The following is a 23,298-nucleotide window of genomic DNA, read 5'->3' on the forward strand; positions in this document are numbered from 1 at the left end:
TTACCCTAAGCGCCAAACGTAGCTATGCTCTTACAGGGATTTATTTTTGGGGCAATAACGCATGCTCAGCAACATGGACGCACTCAGCTACTCGCTGGCGGCGATTACCTTCGGGCTACTGGGAATATTGGTAGCCGCGCGCTACTTGCGTCGTGGAGTGGACCGGGCTCTTGCTCTGGCAGCGGCCGTTTCGGCCCTATGGGCGCTTGCTATTGTCAGCCAGAGTCTCTGGGGGCACCCGGGCTTTAACCTACGCTACCTGATTGAACTGGTCCGGGACGCCGCCTGGGTTTACCTGCTGTTTGCCCTGCTTAAAGACGGGCTCCGGGAAAACAGGCTCACCGGCAAGGTGAAACAGATCCTCGGCGCCAGCGTTGTCATTCTGCTGGTTCTGTTAATCAGTACCAGTGTGATCGAGCATTTTGGAAGCGTCGACATCTCCACCGGCAAAGTCAAACTGCTTGGCCAGATTGGCCTTTCCCTGCTGGGCCTTTCGCTGGTGGAGCAGATCTGGAGAAACTCCCCCAACTTTGGCCGCTCCAGCATCAAATACATCTGCATCGGCGTTGCCAGCATCCTTGGTTTTGATTTCTTCATGTATACCGATGCCCTGCTGTTCGGGCATGTAGCCGATTCCTTCTGGAACGCCCGCGGGTTCGTTAATGCCCTGCTTACCCCCCTGTTTGCGGTCAACGTCATCAACACACGCAAACAACCTGTCGATTTCCAGCTGTCCCGTTCAGCGGTATTTCACGCAGGAACCCTGGTATTCGCCGGCGGTTATCTGCTGTTCCTGGCCCTGGGTGGCTATTATGTTCAGGTGCTCGGCGGTGAGTGGGGAGATGCACTCCAGGTCCTGTTTTTCACGATCTCACTGGTCTTCCTGACAACACTCATGCTGTCACGGCGAATCCGCGCCAAACTTATGGTGCGGATCAGCCAGAACTTTTTCGATTACAAATACGATTACCGGGAAGAATGGCTGAAAATGACCCGGGAACTGGCGGATCTCAGCAACGATCCGCCAGTTCCCGAACGTGTGATCCACATTCTGGCGGGCCTGGTCGAAAGCAATGGCGGTGCAATCTGGCTGAAAGGAGAAAGGGAAGGCTATGCCCTGAAAGCTGCCATCCATCTATCCCCCCCCAGGCACACTCTGATTGACAGTGATGCTGAACTGGTCCGTTTTTTCTCAAACCGAGAATGGATTATCGATTTGCATGAATACCAATCAGACCCGGTCAGCTACGACCTCGTGGAAATACCGGACGCCATAGCAGAAACCCCGGACGGGTGGCTGATCATTCCGCTGTACCTGGGTAACGATCTCTACGGGATGGCTCTGGTCGGTACCCCTTATGCCCGTGTTGCCCTGAATTGGGAGAACTTCGACCTGATCAAGGTAGTTGCCCGCCAGACCTGTAACCTGCTCGCCCAGGCCGATGCGCAAAACCGACTCTCCCGGGCGATGCAGTTCGAGGCGGTTAGCAAGGCCTCGGCCTTTATGGTTCACGACCTTAAAACAGTGATTGCCCAGCTGTCACTTCTGGTGAAGAACGCGCCGAAGCACCGGAATAACCCCGCCTTTGTTGATGACATGATCCACACCACCGACCATGCCGTGCGGAAAATGTCGGGCCTGGTAGACCACATTCGCAGACCTGGCGCCGATGATGAAGACCCGTTAACGCCGGTCAATCTTACGAAGCTGGTAACAGAGCTTATCGGGCATCATCAACGTCAGGCCCCTGCCCCACATCTGGAAGGAGAAATTCCAGATGCCATCATTAAAGCCGACCTTGAGCAGCTCCGCAGCGTTCTTGGCCACCTCATCCAAAACGCCCAGGATGCCACCCCGCAGAATGGCGAAATCACCATTGCCCTGAAAATCGCAAAAGGCAACGCGGTCTTGTTCATTCAGGATTCGGGCACAGGCATGACCAGAGAATTTATCTCCACTCAGTTATTCAAGCCCTTCGAGAGCACCAAGGGGCTCACCGGGATGGGCATCGGTGCGTATCAGGCCCGCGAATATATCCGCAAAATCGGAGGTAACATTGACGTCACCAGTGAGCCGGGTGTCGGATCCTGTTTTTCCATCCGGATCCCGCTCGTGAACGAAAAACCCGAGACACAGGATGCTGAGGCATCGCGGCCAGTTTCTGCCTCCCAGGACCCCATACAAAGCGCCAATTAATTGTCATTACTGAATATGAGCAAAAACCGGCATTGCAAAGTGTCAATGTTCGGTTGAGAATCAGTGGTGTGGAAGTATCTTTAAAAGGACTTGTTGCCGTTGTGACCAGACGACTCCTGATTGTAGAAGATGACCCCGGCCTCCAGAGCCAGATGCGCTGGTGTTTCAGCGAAGACCTGGAAGTATCCCTGGCGTCGGACCGGGAGGCAGCTCTCGCCTGCCTGCGGCGGGAGGAGCCGGAGGTGGTAACGCTCGATCTCGGTCTTCCACCGGACCCGGGTGGCGCCACAGAAGGCTTCAGACTGCTTGAGGACATTCTCCAGTTGGCCCCGATGACCAAGGTGATCGTCGTTACCGGTCGTGAAGACAAAGAAAACGCCGTCAAAGCCATCGGCATGGGTGCCAGCGACTTCTACCAGAAACCCCTGGATGCCGACATTCTTGCCTTTGTGGTGAACCGTGCATTCCGGCTGGCGGAACTGGAACGGAACAACCGTGAACTCGCGCACCAGCGCAATGGCACCAGCATCAAGGGCATTGTTGCCGCCAGCCCCCAGATGCTCTCCGTTTGCCGTACCCTTGAGAAAGTCGCCCCTACCGATGTAACCACCCTGATCACCGGCGAAACCGGCACCGGTAAGGAACTGCTGGCGCGTGCCCTTCACGATCTGAGCCATCGCGGGGACAAACCGTTTGCTGCCATCAACTGTGCTGCCATCCCCGAAAACCTGCTCGAGAGTGAACTGTTCGGGTTCGAGAAAGGGTCGTTCACCGGTGCCACCCAAAGCAAAAAAGGCAAAATAGAAAGTGCCAACGGCGGCACCCTTTTTCTGGACGAAATTGGCGACATGCCCATGGCGCTTCAGGCCAAGCTGCTCCGGTTTCTTCAGGAGCGGGTTGTTGACCGGGTGGGGTCGGTTAAACCGATATCGGTGGATGTACGTGTGGTGTGCGCCACCCACCGGGACGTTCAGGAACTCATCAGCCAGGGTACCTTCCGCGAGGACCTTTACTACCGGATCAGCGAAATCACTCTGGATGTGCCAGCCCTTCGGGACCGGGAGGGAGACGCCCTTGTGATTGCGCAATCGTTGTTGCAATCCCTGGGCAAACAAATGGACCGCCCCAACCTGGCGTTTACTGAAGACGCCATCAACGCCATCAAGAGCCACCCCTGGCCCGGCAATGTGCGAGAAATGATCAACAAGGTGAAACGAGCCATCATTATGGCGGATGGTAAACGGGTGACCGCCGCCGACTTGCAGCTCAGTTGCGACGAGGGAAGCCCGGAGAGCCAGCTCAACCTGCGGCAAGTGCGTGAAAACGCCGAGCGGGCGGCCATTTTACAGGCACTTCAGTCCTGCGGTTTCAATATGGCACAGGCCTCGCGCCTGCTGGGCGTCACCCGGCCAACACTTTACAACCTGACCGACAAATACCGGATAAAAAACTCGTCTGAATCGTCAAGTGCCTGAGTAGAAAACAGGGAATCCAATACAAGACCCAATAAGGGAAAGGAACAGGGCCATGAAACCAGTGTCAGCAGTACGTGCCACCCTTCTTTCAGTTGCCATTTCGCTGACCCTCGCCGGTTGTGGCGGCGACGACAATGAAATGAGCCCGGAAGAAATCCAGTATATCAGCCACCTGGACCAGTCGCGCTTTTTCCAGCGCCAGGGTGAGCTCAAGGCCAGTACGCTGGAGGCGCGCAGTGCTATTGAATTGCAGCCTGATCGAATCGATCCGTACCTGCTCATCATAAATAACCTGCTCACCGCCGGCGATGCCCTCAATGCGGAACGTCAACTGGATCGGCTTCTCTCGAACGTTGGCGAACAGCCCCTAAGTCAACAGAATCTAAACGATGCAGTCCTGATCCGCGCCCAGGCCAGACTGATGCAGCAAAAGTATGACAAAGCGCTGGCCGCTCTGGAAAAATTACAGGAGCCGGATCGGGCTCAACAACTCAAAGGCGCCCTGATCAAGGGTGATATCCACCTGGCGGCAAGCCGCCCGGATGCCGCCAGGGAAGCCTACTCCACCGCCCGGGACATCGATTCAAATACAGCAGAGCCGCTGATCGGGCTATCGAAAGTGGCATACAGCCAGAATGAATCCGAGCAGGGTGACGAATACATTGCTCAGGCTGAAGAGCTGAACCCGGACAGCGTGGAGCTCTGGCTCTGGAAAGCGAGACTGGCCCACGCCGCCGGAGACTGGGCTGAAGCCGAACAGGCTTACGTCAATGCACTGGAAACCATCGGCCAGTACGACATAATGACATACCAGAAGTTTGAAACCATGTCGGCGCTGATCAATGTCCTGCGGGAACAGGGCAAATCCTCTGAAGCCTTTGTCTACGAAGAAATTCTCGCAAAATCAGCGCCTGGCACCATCAGGAGCAACCTGATAGCGGCACAAGAGGCATTCAACAACGGCGAACTGAATAACGCCGCACGCTACCTTGAGGAAGTACTGTCCCAGGCTCCGAGCCAGCAGCAGGCCGCACTGATGTTGGGCCTCATTCGCTATCGCCAGGGCCGGCCAGAGGAGGCTGAAGCCCTGCTGGCCCCGGTTGCCGATATGGGCGACTCCGCGCAGGCGAGAAAACTACTTGCGGCCACCCGCCTACAAATGCGCAACCCCGAAGGCGCCCGGGAAATCCTTGCCAATCTCGAAGACCAGGATTCAGACCCGGAAACCCTGGCGCTGGTGGGCATCGCCTCACTGGTCAGCGGCGACACCCAGAGCGGCGAGCAGTTCATCGAAAAATCGCTGGACCTCGCCCCCGACAACAACAACCTGCGGCTGCGGTATGCGACGTATCTGGTGCGCACAGGCGAAACCGACAGGGCCATCGAGCAGGCCAATCGAGTACTGGAGAGCGATCCGGAATCGGAGCGGGCAAGATTGCTGGTCGTCCAGGCCCATGTATCCGCCAACAACAACGATGCAGCCATCGCCGCGGCTTCCGACTGGGTTAAGGAGCAACCAAAAAGTGTTGCCGCACTGGTTACCCGCGGCAATGTCGCCGCCAACGCCGAGAATATCGAGGAGGCCAGGCAGTACTATCAGAGAGCCGTAAAGGCGGATAGCGAGAATCCCGCCGGACTTAACGCCCTTGGCAATCTCGCACGGTTACGCAATGAAACAGATCAGGCAAAAGACTACTACCGCCGTGCCATTGAACTGTCCCCGGACAATCGCCAGGCACTGCAGGGGATCTCCTCGGTTATGCCGCGTGAAGAACTGAAGGCGCTGATGGAAGAGGTCCGGGAGAAACACCCGGACGCGTATGGCCCCAGGCTGATATTGCTGGAATCGGCGCTGATTGACAACGACACGCAACGGTCAGATGAGCTGACCGCAGGACTGCTTGAGCGGGAAGACGAATCCAGCCCCGCCCCGGCAGAATCGCTGGTTGCCGCCGTGTATCACGGCATTGCCACTCAGTTGGCCCAGCGGGAACGCCTGGAGCAGGCAGCTGACGTGCTTCGCCGGGGGCGCATACTCTTCCCCGAGAACGAAGAAATCGGCATCCAGGCGGCTGTCATCGAATTCACCCAGGGAAATGCCAGAGAGGCCCGGGACATCCTGAGAGACGTCAAGCAACAACATCCGGAATCCGCCGCCCCCTTCCGTATAGAAGCCCGCTACTTTGAGAGGCGGGAAGAGTACCAGGAAGCAGCGGAGTTCTATCAGCTTGCCCTTGAACTGGAACAAACCGCCGAGCTGGAAGTCGCCCATGCCCGCGCCCTGGCCCGGGCGGGACAACGCGATAAGGCGATCGAATCCCTCGAAAACGCACGCCAGGCTTTTCCACGGAACCCCCAGGTGCTGATGAGCTTGGCGGTACTGCACCAGGAAAACGAGGCACCTGAAAAGGCAATACCGCCCTATGAAGAATTGCTTGAAGTAACACCCCGGAACGTGGTGGCACTCAACAACCTGGCATGGATCTATCACCAACAAGGCGACGAACGCGCCATGGAACTGGCCAGGCAAGCTTTCGAGCTGAACTCCGGCAACGCCGCCATTGCAGACACCTACGGCTGGATTTTGTTCCAGGCGGGAAAAACGGAAGAAAGCCTGCCCGTGCTTGAAAAAGCCCACGAGCTGCAGCCTGATTCGGAGGAAATTGCCATGCACCTGGCTGAGGCCTATCGCGCCAACGGCCGCGATGCGGACGCAAAACGGGTGCTGGAGAAGTTTGGTGACCGGGGGTAAACGCGGAAAGACACAGACGCCATAACTACCGCCACATAATACCGAACCGCTCGTAGGCTTTGGTGGCACTCTCCCTCCTTCGCAACAACAGTACTTTACTCATCGTAATTGTTGCGCAAGGAAGGTAGTGCGTTAGTCCCCGCCTCTTTTCTTTTCCGCAACTTGTTTATCCACAGCGGTCACCACCTCTTCCATCACTGAATCTATTATTGAAGACAAACGATTTTTCCCATCACAGTCTTCGCAATACACAGCAAACACGATCAAAGAAGCATCGCTACGGGAATTCATAAGCCCCCAAACCTGGGCTAGCTTGGCTCTCAGGTTATCCGTCTCCCAGAATCCCTCTACGTAATAGGTGTAGGCAATGTGGATCCGCGTGTCGGTAAACCGTTGACGAAGCGTCAAGCCTTTGAGGGGAACTTTCCCTGGCCGGGGCAGAGTGAAAAATGTCTCTGGATACCATTGCTCCCGATCATAAACCCGATTCGAATACTGGATTACTTCAGCACCCTCCCGCTGATAGTCATAACTGTACACCGCCGCAAAAAGGGACTCACCAAGCCCCGACTGATCGCCAGCACGTCTCCGGTCAAACAGTGTCTGGGTATACAGCCAGTCTGGATTCTGAACTCTTGGACGCCAACCCTCCAGGTTGGTTGAGAAAAGCGGACCGTAACGTTCCCCAACCAGCTCAAGGTTCAAAGCCAGAGGTTCCGGCTTAATGGCACGATCCGATGATGGCAACGCGGCCCATACCAGAACCGGCAAAAGAGCGGTGACAACAACACCAACTTTCAGCCCCATGGCGCCAGTGCGATTAAAAGATGCCACAGGTTCATTCGCTTCCACCTTCTGATCCGAGTCTCGCTCTCCCTTCATCGACTCCAGCCGTCGGCCCACCAGGAACAGAGGAACCAGGGTGACTGCAAACACCCACCAGCCAAAACTTTCGTGGTTTTCAATCAGAGAGGATTGCATGTTGGTTTCGTGGCCCATGTAAATAATCACGAAAACTCTTATCCAGTTGGCGAAAAGCGCAAGAAACACACCCGTCGCAAACAGGATTACACGGGCGCGAAGGGTGTGCAGATTCAACTCGCCATAGATCAGCGACAACGACTGGCCAACCAGCAGATACCGCAAACCCGAACAGCCATGGGCAATCTCAAAGGCCCCCACCCCTATGAGATAAACAAACACACCCTCAATTTCAAACTCAATATCAAACAGGCCGAGTAACAACTGATTGATTTCTACCGTAATGACCTGAAGCGTCCAGGATAGAAAGTCCCAGACCGGCATCGCGAAAAACAACAACCCTACCGGCGCAATAAAGAACCGGACCTGCTTCCATCCTAAAAGAATGGCCAGCGCACCAAGCAGTAGTGGGACCAACATCAGATGCTGGAGCGCCTGCACCCGCAGCAGATCACCCAGACCATAGGCTAGCAGCGCCAGCACAAAGGGCATTAGCCACAAGGGATAAAAACCGGGTACCAGAGCTCGCTGTTTCAGCACACGGAATATCAGAAAAACAGAAACCAATAGCAGCAGAAAACCGTGAGAGTAGGATTCATCAAACCTGAGCCACCGGCTGACAATACCCTCAACGGTTGGCCAGATAAGTAGGGAAAGGGCGCCAAATACTATAAGGAACGGAAGTACTGTCTGGATCAAACTGCGAAAACGAATCCTTTCAATCGTCATACGTCTACATCCCTTACATGCCAGCCGATCCCCGGTTCATTGTGCCTGCACGCAGCGGTTTTTGCCACGACAGGATCACAATCCCACCCTACGATTGAACCCCCTCGCCATAAACGGGGGGCTGGCCGCCTGGATACGATACAGAGCCTTGAGCAGAGGGCTGCGAACTACCTGGAATGTGGAGAAATGCACTGCTTCACCATGAAAGTGCGATTTATAGAACTGATTTTTACCATTACCGGCGAGCAGATCATAGGCGCTCGTTGTCCCGTGACTGAAAGCAGCTTCAATCGCGAGCCCCAGGTGAAGATAACCCAGGGACACTTTCGGGTCGAAATCCTCCTCATACCCGGCCTGAAGATTATATCGGCAGCCGCGAACCACCAAATCATACAAAACAGAAACACATTGGTCATTGTACAAGATCAGACTCATAGCCGGCTCACCTTCACACAGATGTAGCCTTTGCAGCAGCAGGCGGTGAAACCTTAGCGCCTCCCTGTCGAACGCCGGTTTCCCCCAGCGATTCATATGGAAAGCATTGAGGCGCTCAAAAAAGTCCCCATCACGGCCTTCCTCATGGTCAAGAAAAACAAGCTCACCCTGTTTTTTCAAGTACGATCTGCGGTTATAGGCTTTAAGCCGGGTATTCTTTCCAAGCCCGGCCAACCAGTCATCAAAGCGGCCAGCGGTATCGATGCGAATTCCCACATCTTCGGTTCGGTGAATCATCCGGTAGCCGCGTTGGTCATTAAACCCCCCGACTTTAAGGTTCTCCAACTGATCCACGGGCACATCGGTACAGATCAGCTCATCCCATTCCAGCTGTTCCAGCGCCGGAACAAGCGCCGCCGTGACCGCCTGCTCATAGCCCCGACGGGCAATGATTGCGCAATACTCCGTCCGCACCGTTGGCGCAAGCCGCCAGGCATTGCCGATCCTAAAAAGGCGGGCAACCCGAACACCCCCAGGCGTCACCAGAACCCGGCGACAGAAAGGGCCAATGCCGACTAGCTCACCCCGCTGATCGAAGACGCCGAGCAGCACCAATTCCATACCCAGAACCTGGGACCAGGTTTCCCACCAGCTATACAGCCAAGGCCAGCTCATGAACAGTGGATTGGCATCGGAGGCTCCAAGGCACGCCTGCCATTCCTCCGCCATGGCGGCAAATCCTGCCTCGGAAACCGGCTTAACCCTCAGCATGGTGCACGCTCCAAAGCCGACACACCCGGCACGGTTTCCGGGTTGTAAAAATCACTGGCGGCCTGAAGGAACTCCCCATCGGAGTCACCGGCCATAATAAACCAGGCAGACGATCCGGAAGGCTGCCCCCCCGGTTCATAAATATAGAAACGTGGCCGGCCCCGGAGCTGAACAAAGCCTTCCGCCAGAAACGCTTCCGCCAGCCCCGGATCCGAGGTAACAGAAAACACCTGATCTGCGTGGGGCCAGTGCCGGACCGCTGCACCCACAAGGGCACGTTTCAGCGGCTGATTCCGGGCCGGACCGCAATAATCGACAATACGCAATGTGCCCTGGCTGAACCGGGTAACCAGTGTTGCCGCCAGCTCATCGTCATACCAGGCACAAACGAACCCGTACCGGCCCAACGGGTGCCGCTGGTAACGCCAGTCAAGGTAACCAAAGTCTCTTTTAACAATCCTTCCATACTCCGGGGCACAACGTTCCCAGAGCGCATCAACCCGTGCCCTTTCGGGGAGGTTTGAGTGTACTTTAATACTCATTCCAGAGATGCCCGGCACGGCGGAGAAAGCCCTCCGTAGGCGATTCAGCCACTGGAGACCGCCCAGCAACCAGCTGCGAAGCCCCTTGCGCCGGCGTAGCATCCGGTAGCTTCTCACCGATTCATCGGGCACCCAACCCAGGTGACGGAGCACCTCGCTGGCCCGGTTACTGATGCCAAAGGCCATGATTAAAGGTGCCTTCCTATGCAGTTCGTGCTTGATGACACTCCCCAACCCCTGCCCACGCCACTGCTCAGCGAGGTAAAAATCACAGCTCCACAAAACCCTTATTGCGTCTCCCCGGTCGGTCACGCGAGCGGCCATCACGCCGTTGAATCCCACCACTGTGTCCTCGTCGTCAACCAGCACAACGGGCGTGAAAGGCAAACCAAACGGATTGGACTCAAATTGCCACTGCCACAGCTCCGCCTTGTAGGGCACTTCCCGGAAGAGCCTCAGCACGCCTTCCCGGTATTTCGCCTGCCAGGGCACACATCGGGGCACCCCGCTACCAGCAGGCACCGCGCTTACCTTTGTACCCTGTGTCATCTTCGGGGCACCGCAACGCGATACAACGCTCGCCAGACAACCGAATCCAGCGGCGCATTGCGCAGTGCCCCGGCAATGGCGCCGACGGCCTTGCCACGCTCACCGGCACTGGCAAAGTACCTTGCCTTGCGACAATAGAAACGGGCCAGCCCCCAGCGACGTTCACCGGGAGACAAAACCTCACCATACCGCGCCAGAAATTGCTGGATAATCCGCTCGTTCGCAGCATATCGCCTGCGCTTATCCGATGAAATCTGATCCGCCATCACCCGATACGAGGCGACAATGCCGGGCTCATACTGGTAACAGTACCGGGCGGAAAACCTCAGCCAGAGCTCGTAGTCATCAGCAACACCCACCGAGGTGTCGAAACCGCCCATCTCATCAAAGCACCGCCGCCTCACCAGCGCCGTGGTAATACTCACGCTGTTGTCAGCCAACAGATACCGCGTGATCCGGCCGGAATAACGCCTCATATTCTGAAGGCTGATAACCGCACCCTGCTCGTTAATTATGGCCTCATCACCATGAACGATATCAACCTCCGGATTTGCCCGGAAAACAGCCAGTTGCTTCTCCAGTTTGTCTGGAGCCCAGACATCATCGGAATCAAGAAACGCGATAAAATCCCCCGTCGCCTGCTTAAGGGCGAGATTACGGGCATGGCTCTGGCCCTGGTTTTCCTGGTGGAAATAACGAACCCGTTTGTCTGCAAGAAAGGGCTTCAAGACATTACGGGTATTGTCTTCAGAGCCATCGTCCACAATGATGAGCTCAAGATCAGCATGAGTCTGAGCCAGAACACTGGCGACCGCGTTCGGCAGGAACCGGGCCCTGTTATAGGTGGGCGTAATTACGCTAATGACCACCATTGCACGCTCCTGAAGTCATCCATGACGATTATCTTTTTATGAGTAGTTTGCCCAACGCTCGCCAGGGCCCTTGCCACCAAGGGTAATAATTAATCCCCCTGGCGATGTCGTAAATGGAATCCCGGAACGATTTAATAGATATTTCATAACGGGCTTTTCTAATATAAAAGTGGCTCAGACCCTGCCGCCGTTGCCTGCTCGTAACAGCATCAGGATACTGCTCAAGAAATTTCAGAAGCAATCTTTCGTTACTGGATAATCGCTTTATCTTATCGGACGAAATCTGGTTCTCCATAACTCGATAATAGCTCAAAAATTCGGGAATATAACGAAACTCGAACCTGGTAGAAAACCTGAGCCACAACTCATAATCTTCCGCTACACGATCTGATTCATTAAAGCTGCCCAACTCGGCAAAGCATTTTCTACGTGTCATAGTGGTATTCATGCTTACAAAATTATCTTTTAGCAGGTGATGAGTAATGCGGCCAGAATAACGTTTCATGGTATTCTTACCGATCTCAGCGCTCTTCTCATCAATCAAGATGCCGTCTCCATAAACGATATCAGACTGTGGAAACCGGCTAAATTCCAGAAGAGAACGATCAAGTTTGTTAGGCAACCACGCGTTATCAGAATCGAGAAAGCAGATAAACTCTCCACTGGACTCAGATATGCCTCTATTTCTTGCTACGCTTTGACCTTGGTTGGACTGATAAAAATATTTTATTCTTTGATCCGTCAGATAAGGCTCGACTACCTCTCTTGTGGTATCAGTTGAGCCATCATCTACAATTATAAGCTGAAAGTTTTGATAGGTTTGAGCAAGCACGCTATCTATAGACTCAGGCAAAAAATCAGACCTATTAAAGGTGGGTGTGATAACAGAAACTAACGGATTTTCATTCGCCACAACGATGCCCTTTAACCATGATTCGAAATAGTTGAACCCATCTATCGAATTATGATGTCCACTCAGTCTAACCACGACTGAAACATCAGAATACCCCATAACTCAAAACTATAGTCTTCCCTGCCAGAAAGGTGTTCACTCCAAACCTGCCGAACCATGTCCGTTCTCCAGTAACCCTGCTCTCTCAGCTTCACCGGATCCAGAAGAGTCTCCGCCCACTCCCGCAAAGACCCTCTCAGCCAGGCCGCGACAGGCACTGCAAAACCCTGTTTCGGCCGGTCAATCAGTTCCCGGGGCACATGGCGGTACAGCACCGACCGAAGCACCTGCTTGCCGACATTTCCCTCCATATTCAGAGACGCGGGCAGCCCCATGGCGAACGACACCACCCGATGGTCCAGCATGGGGATACGGGTTTCCAGGCTGCAGGCCATAGCGGCACGGTCCACCTTGGTCAGAATATCGTCTGGCAGATACCAGTTCAGGTCCCGCCACATCAGTGTTTTCAGGTCATTGTCGGGTACCCGGCCCGGAAGTGGGGCCGTCAACCCATAACTGCCCTCGCCCGGTTCCACCAGGGCCATGGCTGGGTCTGGCCAGATAGAAACAGACTGGCGATAGAAATCCGACAGGCTTTGTGAAGAGGCGACAGCTCTGACTCGCGCCAGGCGTAACCGGATTGCTTCCACACTGCGCCCCCTCTGGGAAGGTACCAGGGCACGAATGGCCCGGGCAGTTAATTCGGGCGGCAGCCGACCGGAGAGCGCTTTCAGGCGGGAACCAAACGAACGGCGATGCTGCCATCCACGCAACATACCCGGATAGCGGGTGTAACCACAGAACAACTCGTCGCCGCCATCACCGGAAAGCGCCACGGTAACGTGCTTGCGAGTCATCTCGCTGACCAGATACGTGGGCAACTGGGACGAATCCGCAAACGGTTCGTCGTAAATCTGCGGCAAACGTGGCACCAGATCCCTTGCGTTCTGCTCTGTTACATAGAGCTCAGTATGGTCCGTGCCCAGGTGCCCCGCCACTGCCGCCGCGTGTTTTGCTTCATTAAAACCTTCCTCGTTGAAACCAATGCTGAAGGTCTTAACCGGGGTCGACGCCTGCTTCTGCATCAGGGCCACGACTGTTGAAGAATCCACTCCGCCGGAGAGAAAAGCCCCCAGCGGCACATCAGACACCATCTGCTCACCGATCACCTTGGTAAGCAGCGCTTCAAGATGGTCCGCAGCAGCCTCCACCGTCCAATCATCGGATTCAACAAACTGATCCTCAAGGCGCCAATAACGAGAGGGTTCCGGCAGTTGCCCCGGCTCAAGACGCGCAAGGTCAACGGCAACAAACGAGGCAGGCAGAAGCTTGAAAATACCGGAGTAAATCGTGTGGGGCGCAGGAATCAGGTTATGCCGAACCAGCAAAGGCAAGGCGCCGCGATTAATTTCGCCCTGCCATTCAGGGTGTTGTTGCAACGCCTTGAGCTCTGAGCCAAAGACCAGGGTACTGCCCTGCCACCCGTAATACAGGGGCTTTTCCCCCATACGATCCCGGGCCAGGTACAACCGCCGTTCCTGCTGGTCAAACAACGCAAAGGCGAACATGCCGGCGAATCGCCCGAGCGCGGCTTCCACGCCCCAGGCCTCGAAGGCCGCAAGCATAACCTCTGTATCCGAATGGCCGCGGAAATGCGCCCCATCAGCCAGCAGCTCTTCGCCCAATGCCTGGAAATTATAGATTTCTCCATTGAAAGCGATCACAAACCGGCCCGAAGCCGATACCATCGGTTGAGCACCAAGGGGCGACAAATCCAGAATGGATAAACGACGATGGGACAGGCCAACAGACAAGGCATCGTTCAGCCACACCCCACCGGCATCAGGCCCACGATGGACAATGGCCTCCCCCATTTTCCGGAGCCTTGTCTCGCAGAAATCCCTGTCGATATTACGGCCAGCCCTGGCAAACCCTGCAAAACCGCACATTGTTTAATTCCTTCCCAGTCTGCGAGACACATACTCAACAATGTACTCCCGCTCTTCCCTGTTCAACACCAGAAACCAGAAACCAGCGAGCCAGCCAAAACTGCCGAACACCACACCCGTCAAAATATCAAAATAGGAATCGTATACCCACACCTCACCAATGCCGAGCAGGATCGCCGCCATGATTACGGCGGGAGCCGCCCCGGGCAGAACAGCCGATAGCAAATACTGCCGTACTGGCAGATCGAGATGCTTACAGGTATACCGCAGGTACACCGGCACAAAAATAAGCCCTGGCACCACCGACGCAAAGGCGACCCCCTCAAGGCCAAAAGGATGCACCAAAATCAAGCTAAGGGTGATATTCAACAGCGCAGCCATGGGCGTAAGCTTCGCGAATATACCGTGCCGGTCAATTGCGGTGAGATAACGGCTGGCAAACGGATTGATGAACGGGAAGATGGTAAAGAACACCAGGAAGACAATAATCAGTTCCGCTTTTTCACCAAACTCCGGATCAAGCCAGATGGAAATGAATGGCACCCCCAGAATAAGCACGCCCGTGCCCATGGCCAAAAGGATGCTCACTACATACCGAGACGACACCAGAAACACCTGGCGGATGGTTTCGTTCTCCTCCTTGGCGCTCAATCCACTGAACAGGGGCATAAAAGCATGCGTGAGCGTCCAACCAAGACCACGTATGTGCTGGGTCAGATTCGCGGGAATGCTATAAAAGGGCACCATTGCAGGCCCCATGATCACACCAATCACAAGCACATCTGTTGCGTTTTCTACGCGTGTCGAAATACCCTGAATGAACGACTTGAAGCCAAAAACAATCAACTCCCGAAGCCTGACCCAAGAGAAATTGACAGGCCGGGCCCGAATCGCGCCATGCGCAGGCCGGGAAAGAATCCACATAAACAAGAGATATTTAACAGACAAACCAATAGCATTAATTCCTGCCAGTAATACAAGCCCGTTTTCCGGCGAAATATAGAGATATAAGAGTGATGACCCGACAATTGAATTGAAAATCGTGATGTTATTTTTTAAATAATACTTCTGAAACCCTTCCAGATAGCTCTCTGCCACATATCCCGGAAACGAAATCAGCAAGTATGCACCGATTAGAATCAGAAACAGGGTGTACTTTTGATGGGGCTCACCCTGCGGAGCTACCGAACCCGAAAACCAGAATCCCCAGAAGAAGAAAAACAGGAAAAGCAGCACCCCGACCACTGCCATGAATGCTAAGGCAGACATGTAAACCGACTGCAAAGCAGTTTCATCCTTCTCGGCCAGATGCCGGGAAGCAAAACGGCTTATTGCCGGGCGCAGTCCAAGGTCCAGAATCCCCATATACCCGACAACGGCCCCGACCATTTCCCAGAGCCCGTAATCGTATCTGCCAAGGTTATATACAAAGATCGGGGTCATCACGAAAGTGATCGCCAGTTTGACGAGCATGACGAGAACGTTAGACCCTGTATTGACCAAAAGGGTACGGATCACCCCGCTGCTCCCCGGCTCTCAAGCACACGCTCAAACAGGTGCTTCAACTTAAAGGCGGTAATGCTGACATCAAAACGCTCAGCCGCCATTTTTCGATATTTATCGAATTCCGCCTTAACCTCCGACTGCGCCGATTCAAATCTCTCCAACTGTTCCAGTAAGCCGTCTACGGAACCAACACTGAAAACCAGCGTGGGGGAATCCGCCACAACCTCATTCATGCCAATACAGTCGGTGGCAATCAGCGGCCGCCCGGATACCATCACCTCCATGGGCAACAGCGGGCAGGCTTCCCACTTGGAGGGCATTACGACCGCATCGACACCACGAATTGCGGAAGCCATGGAATCAGTCGCCGGGAAGAAATGAAAAAAATCCGTCAACCCCCGGCGTTTAATATCCGCCTGCTCTTCGCGGATGAACCCGCCCCAACCAAAACAACAAACGTGTAAAGGCCGGTGGGGACGAGACTCATTCCAGCGCTCAAGCGCATTGACCAAAAGACCAAACCCTTTCTGGGCCATGAAACGGCCAAAGAATCCTACAACCAGAGCATTTCGGGGGATCGAAGCCTCGGCTCGCAGATCCCTCGAGTCATCCCCTAGGAATGCAACCGTTCTTATACCATTCATAACCGCGACAACCTTCCCCTTTGCAGAAAGAGCAGGAAAAGTCGCACGGAAATTTTCCGCCGCGTCCTCACCAACCGGGTTCACCAGATTTGCCATGGCAAACAACCGGGCCATAACAAATTTCTTTACCTGGCCCAGTCGGCCCTTGAACTGGCCCGGCATAAAGACATCGTGAGTGGTAATCACGTGAGGAATACGCAAAAGCCACAGGGGCAATGCTGCGATCAACCCGGCGGTGAATCCGTGGGAGTGAACCAGGTCCGGCCGGTTCGTTACAACCTCTCGAACAAGAACCAGCAACAAAGGAATCAAGCCCTCGGAAGTCTGGGAACTACAACTGACATTTTCCAGGGGCCCTACCAGAGACTGCAACGCGTCAGACCGGGGCGACACCAGCCTGAAAGCATGGCTCTTTAACGCTTCATCACCATAGACATAATAGAAGTAGGTTCTGATTCCCCCACCAGGATGCCTCGCAAACACAACAACTTGCATCAAAATTCCTTTTCTGGAGGCACAATCAGCGCCTGCCGGATAGATCGACCAGATTACTGAAACGGTTTTTACGGAGTGTTCGTACTGGCGTGGCCTCCGAAGTTTCCGGGACAACAAGGTTCAACTGCATTAACCGGTGAAAGACAACAACAGCGCCAGCAAACAGATACCAATAGTACTGGGAAAGCCCCCAGTAATTCAGGCTGTATACCGCGTACATCCAGAACACAGCAGTCATCGCTTTGTTCAGATTCACATAGAAAGTATTAGATCCATGCTCCGCGATGCGTTTATTATTTTCGGCTAGCCCTTTATAGACCTTGAACAAAAACCTGAGAAAAATGAACATGCCGATGAGGCCCAACTCTACCAGCAGTTCCGCATAGAGATTGTGTGATGCCTGGCGCCTGCCCAGTATATGTGTTTTTGCCTCGGGTGTAGTGCCCAACCCATGCCCTACAGCAGGTCGCTCCAACCCCAGGGAGAATTCTTTCATTAATCCCTCGAGGCGACCTTCCGCTGATGTTGCGTTGGATGTTTCGGATTGGCCAACCAGTGACAGGTAACGATCTTTCTGCTCATCCGTCATCACCTGCCATCCCGCCATGGCAACCAATACTGCAATAACAATCAGGCTAAACTTCCGGCTGGATTCCTTGAATACGAAGAACGCGACAACCAACAAGGCAAGAAACGCCCCCCGCGATTGAGTGAGAATCAGCGCATAAAGAATTGGCGGCATCAGCAGCAAATAAAGGAGCCTGGCCTTAGGTCCGGATGACCATAGAAGATAATGAAGAAAGGGTATTGCGGTTACAATCACAAAACCCAACTCATTTGGATTAATCACATCCGATGGTGCACCTGACAATCTCTGGGAGAATTCACCACCGCCAAGGTAGGTACTACTGCCCCAGTATCCTTCGGTCAGATTCAGAAATAACGGTTCAAATACCCGGATTAACTGGCAACCTATAAAAACCAGCAAGAAAATCTTCAGTCGACGATCTGAATCCACCAGCAAGACTGTAAAGAAAAAGAAAGTGATAGCCTTAATAAAATCACTCAGATTGTTCTTAACCACACTACCTGGCCACTCTACCAGAGGTAATGAAACGGCAAGATAGATCAGCAACACGAACAACGAAGCTACGATAGGATCTTTTGACCAACCCCTGAATTTTTCCCGCTGTATAAAAAGGCTGATGGCAATTATCAGGGCCAATAACAGCGTTGGCCTCAGCAACCCGTAACCGGGAATGCGCTGTGAGAGGTGCAGAAAGAAATCAATCAGGTAAAAAATGAACAGGCCGAAGGTAAACGAACTGGCCTGAAACCTTGCCGAAGCTCCCTGCTCATCAAAGTAATCTGCTGACGACAACTTTAAGGCCGCGTTACTCATAAGGCGTTTCTCTCTGGGCCTTTCGCCACTTCATCCCCAACAATTCGATACCCGACACCGCTTTCAAAAACTGAAACTGATCTGAAGAACTGGCGTGGCGGCGCATGGCGTATCTCTGACGGTGTTCCCGGCTATCGGCAAAGGCCACGGCAGCGCATGAAAACCCAGCTTCACGAATCAATTCAACTTGCCCACCAACAAAATCATCCGGAGTGCCATTGGGGTAGCAAAAAGAGCGCAATGACTTCCCAAGGTTCTGATCCAACGCCTCGCAGCATCCAAGAATCTCGTTACGAGCCTCCGCCATGCTAACCCTGGCGAGCGATGGATGGGTTACCGTATGCCCTCCTACTTCGAGCCCTTCGGCCTGCATTTCTTCCAGCTGCTGCCAGGTAACCGCCCGGTAGGCTTCCGGAGGGTCTTTCGGCAGCTCTACCTGCCAGGCTTTGGCCATTGCGGCAAGGCACCGCAACTTTTCCGCGTTACCAGCCTTCAGCAGGGCCTGATTAATACGCCAGAACATCCGTTCAAACTCGCCTGCTTTTACCGGAGTCTGAACCTTAAACAAACCGAAATCGAATCTGTTCCCGGATTCCGGCGACCGCTCCAGCAAGTAACGCAATTGATCAGGCCACAGCCACAAATCGCCGCTCACGAAACCTGTGGTTACATAAAAAGTAGCCGGCACTTTGTACTTTTTCAGTATAGGCCACGCAATGGAATAGAAATCCTCGTAGCCGTCATCAACAGTTATCGCAACGCTGTTTTTGGGGAGCACCTCGCCCTCGTAAAGCGCCATCGCAATGCGCGATACCGTTACGGGATTGAAATACTTCGAGATGTAACGCGCCTGCCGTTCAAACTCATCGGCACTCACATGGCCGGCCGCCGATGCCTCTGAAAAACGATGATACATCAGAATGCGGGGGCGACCCGCAGTAATCGCTCGTGCTACGGAATAACCACCGAACTTACCGGCCAGTTTTATCAATCTCGAAGCATTCACCGAACCTCCACATCAGGCAGGCCCACCCGGTTCGACACTACCCTGGCATACAGGGCTGCGTGGGACTCGATCATCGTTTGCAAGCCGTGCCTGCGATGGGCTTTCTGATAACCGGCCTCACCCATCGCTTTGGCCAGGCCGTCCTGATCTTTCAGTAAATCCTCCAAACAAGCAGCCAACCGCGTTATGTCCCCTCGGGGAAACAGGTACCCGGTTACGCCGTGCTCCACGGCCTCGCTATTACCTCCCACATCCGAGGCAATCACAGGAAGGCGAGCCTGCATGTATTCTACAATCGCATTGGAGTAACCCTCTGATTCAGAACAAAGCAAACCGGCATCCATTGTACGGAGGATATCCCTGACATCGGAGCGCACTCCCAGAAAATGCACACGGTCCGCGACGCCCAAAGACTCAGCCAGTACCCGGTAAGGTTCCTGGTCACCCGCGCCAATCAGGACCAGGTGGCTATCCGGTACCGGCTCGCTAACCTTGGCAATCGCTTTAATGGCATCGCCTATGCGCTTTATCTCGCGCAAATTCGCCACCAGAGCGACAAACTGACCGCTTGTCGGCAAACCAAGAGCGCTCAGCACCGCCGGTCGTTCTTCGGGCGGCAAAGGCGATGGATCACTATCTGGCACGGGATAACCGTTGTAAATCACTGAAATCCTGGAGGACGAATACCCTTCTTTCAAAGCAGTCACCCGTTTAACCGCCTCACTATTGGCAACAACGCCGCGAACGAAGCGCGCTGTCAACCTTAGTGCCCGCAGATACTTTCCAGTGTACCAATAGCCCATATCCCTGCGTGAAATTACAGTGGGAATACCCACAAGAGAAAAAACCGGCGGGCAGATAACCGACGAATCGTTAAAAAACACGTGACACAAGGCAATGCCGTCTTTCTTTTTCCGCCGCGCAAACCGAAACATGGCCAGCCACGTTGTTATACTGAACAATTTGGAGCCCCCCAACACCTCTGTCTTGCAGGGCATATTGCCTGCCTCAACATAGTCGGATGACCGAAGTAGCAATAGTTCAGGCTGGAACCGATCCACAGGGAGATTTGCGATAAGCTGCAGTAACTGCCCCTCTGTCCCGGCATGGGGGCTGGTGAAATTGTCAATCACGAACAGAATACGAACTGGACTTTCCTTTTCCATAACACCTGTTTCCAAAGCACCTGCCTTTTCCATAGTACATGGCCCAACCGCTCAATGTGCTTTCTCTGAACCAAATACAACACCCATGGAGCGCATGGGGTCACCAAGGCCGGCTTTCAGCAAATGGACAATCGCGGTCGAATAGCGCTTTTGTTGCCAATAGACCTGCCCAATCCTGAAATGCAACAGCGCACGCCGTTTCCGGATGGTAGATCGCCGATAAGGGTATCGAGCAGCCGCACGCCGGAGAATCTCAAACCCTGTTTGCCAACGCCTTTCCAACCCTTGGTTACTTATCGACGCCTCATGCTTTCGGTAGTAAAAAACAGTGCCCTTCATGAAAGAAAACGGCGCCGCTTCCGCAATTCGAACCGCCATGTCATGATCCTGGCTGGCACGGAAATCTTCTTCAAAAAATCCAACCTGATCGTAAACCGATTTACGCACCATAGCACCGCCCGGCAAGGCCATGTAGCAATCCAGGAGCAAGCGGTTCGGATCTCCGGGCTCGACATGCCCGTCGCCTGGGATGGGGAATAACTCGCGACCATCTTCTGAAATTGCCATGGCTTGCCCGTAAACCATGCCGACTTCAGTGTTATTTTCTAAAAACTCCACCTGCCTACTCAGCTTTTCCGGGTGGAGCAGATCGTCGCTATCAAGTATCACGAGATAACTACCGTTAGCCGCCCGCAAACCAACATTCAGTGCAGCGGACTGCCCACGGTTACTGTGATTTTCATGGGTTAACAACGTCAGTTTACCGGCAGCTTCATATTCCTGCAGGATCTCGAAAGTGCCATCGGAGGAGCCATCATCCACAACGATGTACTCAATATTCCCATAGGACTGGTTGAGCACTGATTCGACGGCTTCGCCAATAAACCCGGCCCGGTTATAGGCCGGAGTGAGAACTGTCACTAAGGGTTGCAAACCACCACCTATTTAATTCGGAAAAGCACCAACTGGGTAAACCGATTCAACTGGCTGACAGCCAAGCCCGAAACTCCTCCCAGGAACCACGCCAGAGACCAGCACTCCAGGCCCATAGATACGCACCCACCAACCATTATCCGGCCAAAGCTTGGACACAAGGTAAACAATTCTCGCCATGATCGCCATCACAGCCTATATTGGCGCCCGGAATGATCCGTAACTTAACGAATGCCACTCTTATGAGTCTGGATATCTGAGACGGCCAAAATCAAGCCAAAACAATCAGTGCCCCGTCTGGGCAATCCGCTAATCTTCTGAGCCCCTGAAAGCAGTGTTCGGGTCAGGGGTCGACCACCGGGTAGCCTATAGCGTCAGCGGTTTCGAGAATCACGCGTTTCAGGGCCGGGTCAGACAGCAGACGATGGACCAGTGGGTGGCGGGGCATGAAGGCCGTGCTACGCTCCCACAAGGTAATTGCAGGCTCATTGGCATGCATGGACGAGGGATAGATGATCCCATGCGCCCGGGGGTACGCCTCATATAGCCGCTGAGCCCAACGCTGGGCCCGGGGTCGTGGCCCGGTGTTGATCGCCATGCTGGCGCCGATCTGGGTTGCGAAGGAACCGCGTAAATCCAGCAAGGTCAGTGCGCGGTGAGAGCAAAAGCACTCAGAACAGGTACCCCGTCCTTTCGATTGATCTTCCGGGTTCCCTGGAAGAACTCAGCCAGGCAAGTAGGGATGGCCCGGGGGCCGATGGCGCCGTAGAGGACTCCTCGCTCACCATTACCCGGCTGGCCAACTTTGTTTCGCAAATGGTGGTCGAAACGGGACGACGTGGGACCGAAATACCGGAAGGTATTCCATGACACAGGATACGGCCCTTCGGTGCGAAATACCCGAAAGATCTTCTCCCCGGCCTCCAGATTGACGGTTTGAGACGGGATGCTTTTCAGTGCGTCGACATCTGGCGGCTCTGGAAACTTTGCCATCAGATATCCCTGATCAGGCTCAGGACAGGCTCAGCCGGGTACCCAGCGATCAGCCAGTCACGGGGAGACAGGTTTTCTTCCAGTTCGGAGCTCCATAGGTCGTTGTTCACCTGCGTCATGAACTGCTGAACTGTGACCGGGTGTGCCTGGGGGCTGAGGGTCTGGAGTACCAGTCGCAGATGGGGTATTACGGAACTCTCGACAAACTGCCAGCGTGGAAACCACGCTTTGCTCCGGGCCCCTTTGAAACTGTACAGCCCCGGGTTGCCCGGGTTGGTGAGTTGCCGCACCCTGGCAGCTGAGATACCTAGCAGCTCGGCCACAGCTGAGGCGTACAGCGAGTCACGCTGCAACTGCTTGAATTCCAGTTGGAGCCGCATGACCGCGAGGCGCCGGGACCTCGCCAAGGCGCCGGGGGATGTGTCATCAAGGCCGTAGGCGCCGCCCTCCCGGAGAATCTCAATCTCAGCGGCCGTGAGGCCATTGGCCTGATCGTGAACCGCTGCTTCGTTCCCGGACCGGAGATCGGTCGCCAGCGCATGGAGCATCTTCTCAATGTCCGCCTTATTGATGCCCGCATTCCCCAGAGCCTGCAGGTCCTGCGAGTTGACGTTGATAGTGGTATCTGGCTCGGCGGTCATGGTATTAACCTCATACACTGTATGCATGTGTTAATTATAGGCCGCACCCCACAAATAAAAAAGGTCCTCTTCATCATGAAATGCAGTGCCAAGTGCCAAGCAGGGATATACCACACGTACCTACACCGAGAGGCGCAAATCGTGGAACGAGCAAGCATCTTTAAAAGCAACAAGAGTCAGGCATTGCGGCTCCCAAACCCCGTAGCCTACCCGGACACCGTGAAACAAGTGGATATTGTTATCCAGGGGTTGGCGGTTGTTACGAACAACACGAAAAAGTTTGAAAACGTGCCGGCGATACGCCTGGC

18 protein-coding genes and 1 pseudogene are annotated in these 23,298 nt (G+C 54.3%); 4 read left to right on the forward strand and 15 right to left on the reverse strand.

Features of this window, described 5'->3' with window-relative positions:
• The first annotated feature begins 61 nt into the window (after positions 1-61).
• From prsK to D0851_RS02955, 3 genes are all read left to right on the forward strand, one after another.
• A complete protein-coding gene (gene prsK / locus D0851_RS02945; protein ID WP_117617280.1) occupies positions 62-2,197 on the forward strand; it encodes an XrtA/PEP-CTERM system histidine kinase PrsK in 2,136 nt (711 codons plus the stop codon).
• Positions 2,198-2,298: 101 nt separating this feature from the next.
• A complete protein-coding gene (gene prsR / locus D0851_RS02950; protein WP_117617281.1) occupies positions 2,299-3,672 on the forward strand; it encodes a PEP-CTERM-box response regulator transcription factor in 1,374 nt (457 codons plus the stop codon).
• A 52-nt stretch (positions 3,673-3,724) separates the two neighbouring features.
• Positions 3,725-6,424, forward strand: coding sequence for a tetratricopeptide repeat protein (locus tag D0851_RS02955; protein ID WP_117617282.1), 2,700 nt, complete (start codon positions 3,725-3,727; stop codon positions 6,422-6,424).
• Positions 6,425-6,556: 132 nt separating this feature from the next.
• Here the strand turns inward: D0851_RS02955 and xrt are convergent, their stop codons facing one another.
• The 15 genes from xrt to D0851_RS03030 form a co-directional block, all read right to left on the reverse strand.
• The gene (gene xrt, locus D0851_RS02960) at positions 6,557-8,134 is read right to left on the reverse strand and encodes an exosortase (protein WP_117617283.1); all 1,578 of its coding nucleotides are present in this window, start codon (positions 8,132-8,134) and stop codon (positions 6,557-6,559) included.
• Positions 8,135-8,209: 75 nt separating this feature from the next.
• Positions 8,210-9,340: a GNAT family N-acetyltransferase gene (locus tag D0851_RS02965; RefSeq protein WP_117617284.1), complete on the reverse strand. Its 1,131-nt coding sequence runs from the start codon at positions 9,338-9,340 to the stop codon at positions 8,210-8,212.
• A complete protein-coding gene (locus D0851_RS02970; RefSeq protein WP_162893669.1) occupies positions 9,334-10,431 on the reverse strand; it encodes a GNAT family N-acetyltransferase in 1,098 nt (365 codons plus the stop codon). Before D0851_RS02970 ends, D0851_RS02965 begins: the two co-directional genes overlap by 7 nt.
• On the reverse strand, positions 10,428-11,303 hold the full coding sequence (locus D0851_RS02975) for a glycosyltransferase (RefSeq protein ID WP_117617286.1): 876 nt from the start codon (positions 11,301-11,303) through the stop codon (positions 10,428-10,430). The genes D0851_RS02970 and D0851_RS02975 overlap by 4 nt, the downstream gene beginning before the upstream one ends.
• Positions 11,304-11,331: 28 nt before the next feature.
• Entirely contained in the window at positions 11,332-12,216 is an 885-nt protein-coding gene (locus tag D0851_RS02980) for a glycosyltransferase (RefSeq protein WP_227539426.1), read from the reverse strand.
• Positions 12,217-12,278: 62 nt separating this feature from the next.
• Entirely contained in the window at positions 12,279-14,204 is a 1,926-nt protein-coding gene (asnB, locus tag D0851_RS02985; RefSeq protein ID WP_117617288.1) for an asparagine synthase (glutamine-hydrolyzing), read from the reverse strand.
• A gap of 3 nt (positions 14,205-14,207) precedes the next feature.
• On the reverse strand, positions 14,208-15,722 hold the full coding sequence (locus tag D0851_RS02990) for an oligosaccharide flippase family protein (RefSeq protein ID WP_117617289.1): 1,515 nt from the start codon (positions 15,720-15,722) through the stop codon (positions 14,208-14,210).
• Positions 15,719-16,849: a glycosyltransferase family 4 protein gene (locus D0851_RS02995; protein ID WP_117617290.1), complete on the reverse strand. Its 1,131-nt coding sequence runs from the start codon at positions 16,847-16,849 to the stop codon at positions 15,719-15,721. Before D0851_RS02995 ends, D0851_RS02990 begins: the two co-directional genes overlap by 4 nt.
• 25 nt (positions 16,850-16,874) lie before the next feature.
• Complete coding sequence (locus D0851_RS03000; RefSeq protein WP_117617291.1) at positions 16,875-18,251, reverse strand: O-antigen ligase family protein; 1,377 nt, start codon at positions 18,249-18,251, stop codon at positions 16,875-16,877.
• The gene (locus tag D0851_RS03005; protein WP_117617292.1) at positions 18,244-19,257 is read right to left on the reverse strand and encodes a polysaccharide deacetylase family protein; all 1,014 of its coding nucleotides are present in this window, start codon (positions 19,255-19,257) and stop codon (positions 18,244-18,246) included. The genes D0851_RS03000 and D0851_RS03005 overlap by 8 nt, the downstream gene beginning before the upstream one ends.
• Entirely contained in the window at positions 19,254-20,423 is a 1,170-nt protein-coding gene (locus tag D0851_RS03010; RefSeq protein WP_117620257.1) for a glycosyltransferase, read from the reverse strand. Before D0851_RS03010 ends, D0851_RS03005 begins: the two co-directional genes overlap by 4 nt.
• 51 nt (positions 20,424-20,474) lie before the next feature.
• Positions 20,475-21,356 (reverse strand): glycosyltransferase, encoded by an 882-nt coding sequence (locus D0851_RS03015; RefSeq protein ID WP_117617293.1) that lies wholly within the window; start codon positions 21,354-21,356, stop codon positions 20,475-20,477.
• A 343-nt stretch (positions 21,357-21,699) separates the two neighbouring features.
• The gene (locus tag D0851_RS03020; protein WP_264756464.1) at positions 21,700-21,954 is read right to left on the reverse strand and encodes an RES domain-containing protein; all 255 of its coding nucleotides are present in this window, start codon (positions 21,952-21,954) and stop codon (positions 21,700-21,702) included.
• Between the two features lie 47 nt (positions 21,955-22,001).
• Complete coding sequence (locus D0851_RS03025; protein ID WP_117617295.1) at positions 22,002-22,349, reverse strand: hypothetical protein; 348 nt, start codon at positions 22,347-22,349, stop codon at positions 22,002-22,004.
• Positions 22,349-22,990 carry a hypothetical protein gene (locus D0851_RS03030; protein WP_117617296.1) on the reverse strand — a complete coding sequence of 214 codons (642 nt, stop codon included), beginning with the start codon at positions 22,988-22,990 and terminating at the stop codon, positions 22,349-22,351. Before D0851_RS03030 ends, D0851_RS03025 begins: the two co-directional genes overlap by 1 nt.
• Before the next feature lie 141 nt (positions 22,991-23,131).
• Here D0851_RS03030 and D0851_RS20920 point away from each other — a divergent pair.
• Positions 23,132-23,239 (forward strand): annotated as a pseudogene (locus D0851_RS20920) (AbrB/MazE/SpoVT family DNA-binding domain-containing protein); the annotation flags it as partial.
• Positions 23,240-23,298 lie beyond the last annotated feature (59 nt).

Source organism: Marinobacter sp. Arc7-DN-1 (assembly GCF_003441595.1).
Taxonomy (GTDB): Bacteria; Pseudomonadota; Gammaproteobacteria; order Pseudomonadales; family Oleiphilaceae; genus Marinobacter; species Marinobacter metalliresistant.

What these genes read in the sequence shown, in the direction of transcription:
- prsK (WP_117617280.1), top strand. Translation starts at nt 62, where the DNA reads ATGCTCAGCAACATGGACGCACTCAGCTACTCGCTGGCGGCGATTACC.
- D0851_RS02970 (WP_162893669.1), bottom strand. Translation starts at nt 10,431, where the DNA reads ATGACACAGGGTACAAAGGTAAGCGCGGTGCCTGCTGGTAGCGGGGTG.
- D0851_RS03000 (WP_117617291.1), bottom strand. Translation starts at nt 18,251, where the DNA reads ATGAGTAACGCGGCCTTAAAGTTGTCGTCAGCAGATTACTTTGATGAG.
- D0851_RS02975 (WP_117617286.1), bottom strand. Translation starts at nt 11,303, where the DNA reads ATGGTGGTCATTAGCGTAATTACGCCCACCTATAACAGGGCCCGGTTC.
- D0851_RS03025 (WP_117617295.1), bottom strand. Translation starts at nt 22,349, where the DNA reads ATGGCAAAGTTTCCAGAGCCGCCAGATGTCGACGCACTGAAAAGCATC.
- D0851_RS03010 (WP_117620257.1), bottom strand. Translation starts at nt 20,423, where the DNA reads ATGGAAAAGGAAAGTCCAGTTCGTATTCTGTTCGTGATTGACAATTTC.
- D0851_RS03030 (WP_117617296.1), bottom strand. Translation starts at nt 22,990, where the DNA reads ATGACCGCCGAGCCAGATACCACTATCAACGTCAACTCGCAGGACCTG.
- D0851_RS02995 (WP_117617290.1), bottom strand. Translation starts at nt 16,849, where the DNA reads ATGCAAGTTGTTGTGTTTGCGAGGCATCCTGGTGGGGGAATCAGAACC.
- asnB (WP_117617288.1), bottom strand. Translation starts at nt 14,204, where the DNA reads ATGTGCGGTTTTGCAGGGTTTGCCAGGGCTGGCCGTAATATCGACAGG.
- D0851_RS03020 (WP_264756464.1), bottom strand. Translation starts at nt 21,954, where the DNA reads ATGGCGATCAACACCGGGCCACGACCCCGGGCCCAGCGTTGGGCTCAG.
- D0851_RS02955 (WP_117617282.1), top strand. Translation starts at nt 3,725, where the DNA reads ATGAAACCAGTGTCAGCAGTACGTGCCACCCTTCTTTCAGTTGCCATT.
- D0851_RS02965 (WP_117617284.1), bottom strand. Translation starts at nt 9,340, where the DNA reads ATGCTGAGGGTTAAGCCGGTTTCCGAGGCAGGATTTGCCGCCATGGCG.
- xrt (WP_117617283.1), bottom strand. Translation starts at nt 8,134, where the DNA reads ATGACGATTGAAAGGATTCGTTTTCGCAGTTTGATCCAGACAGTACTT.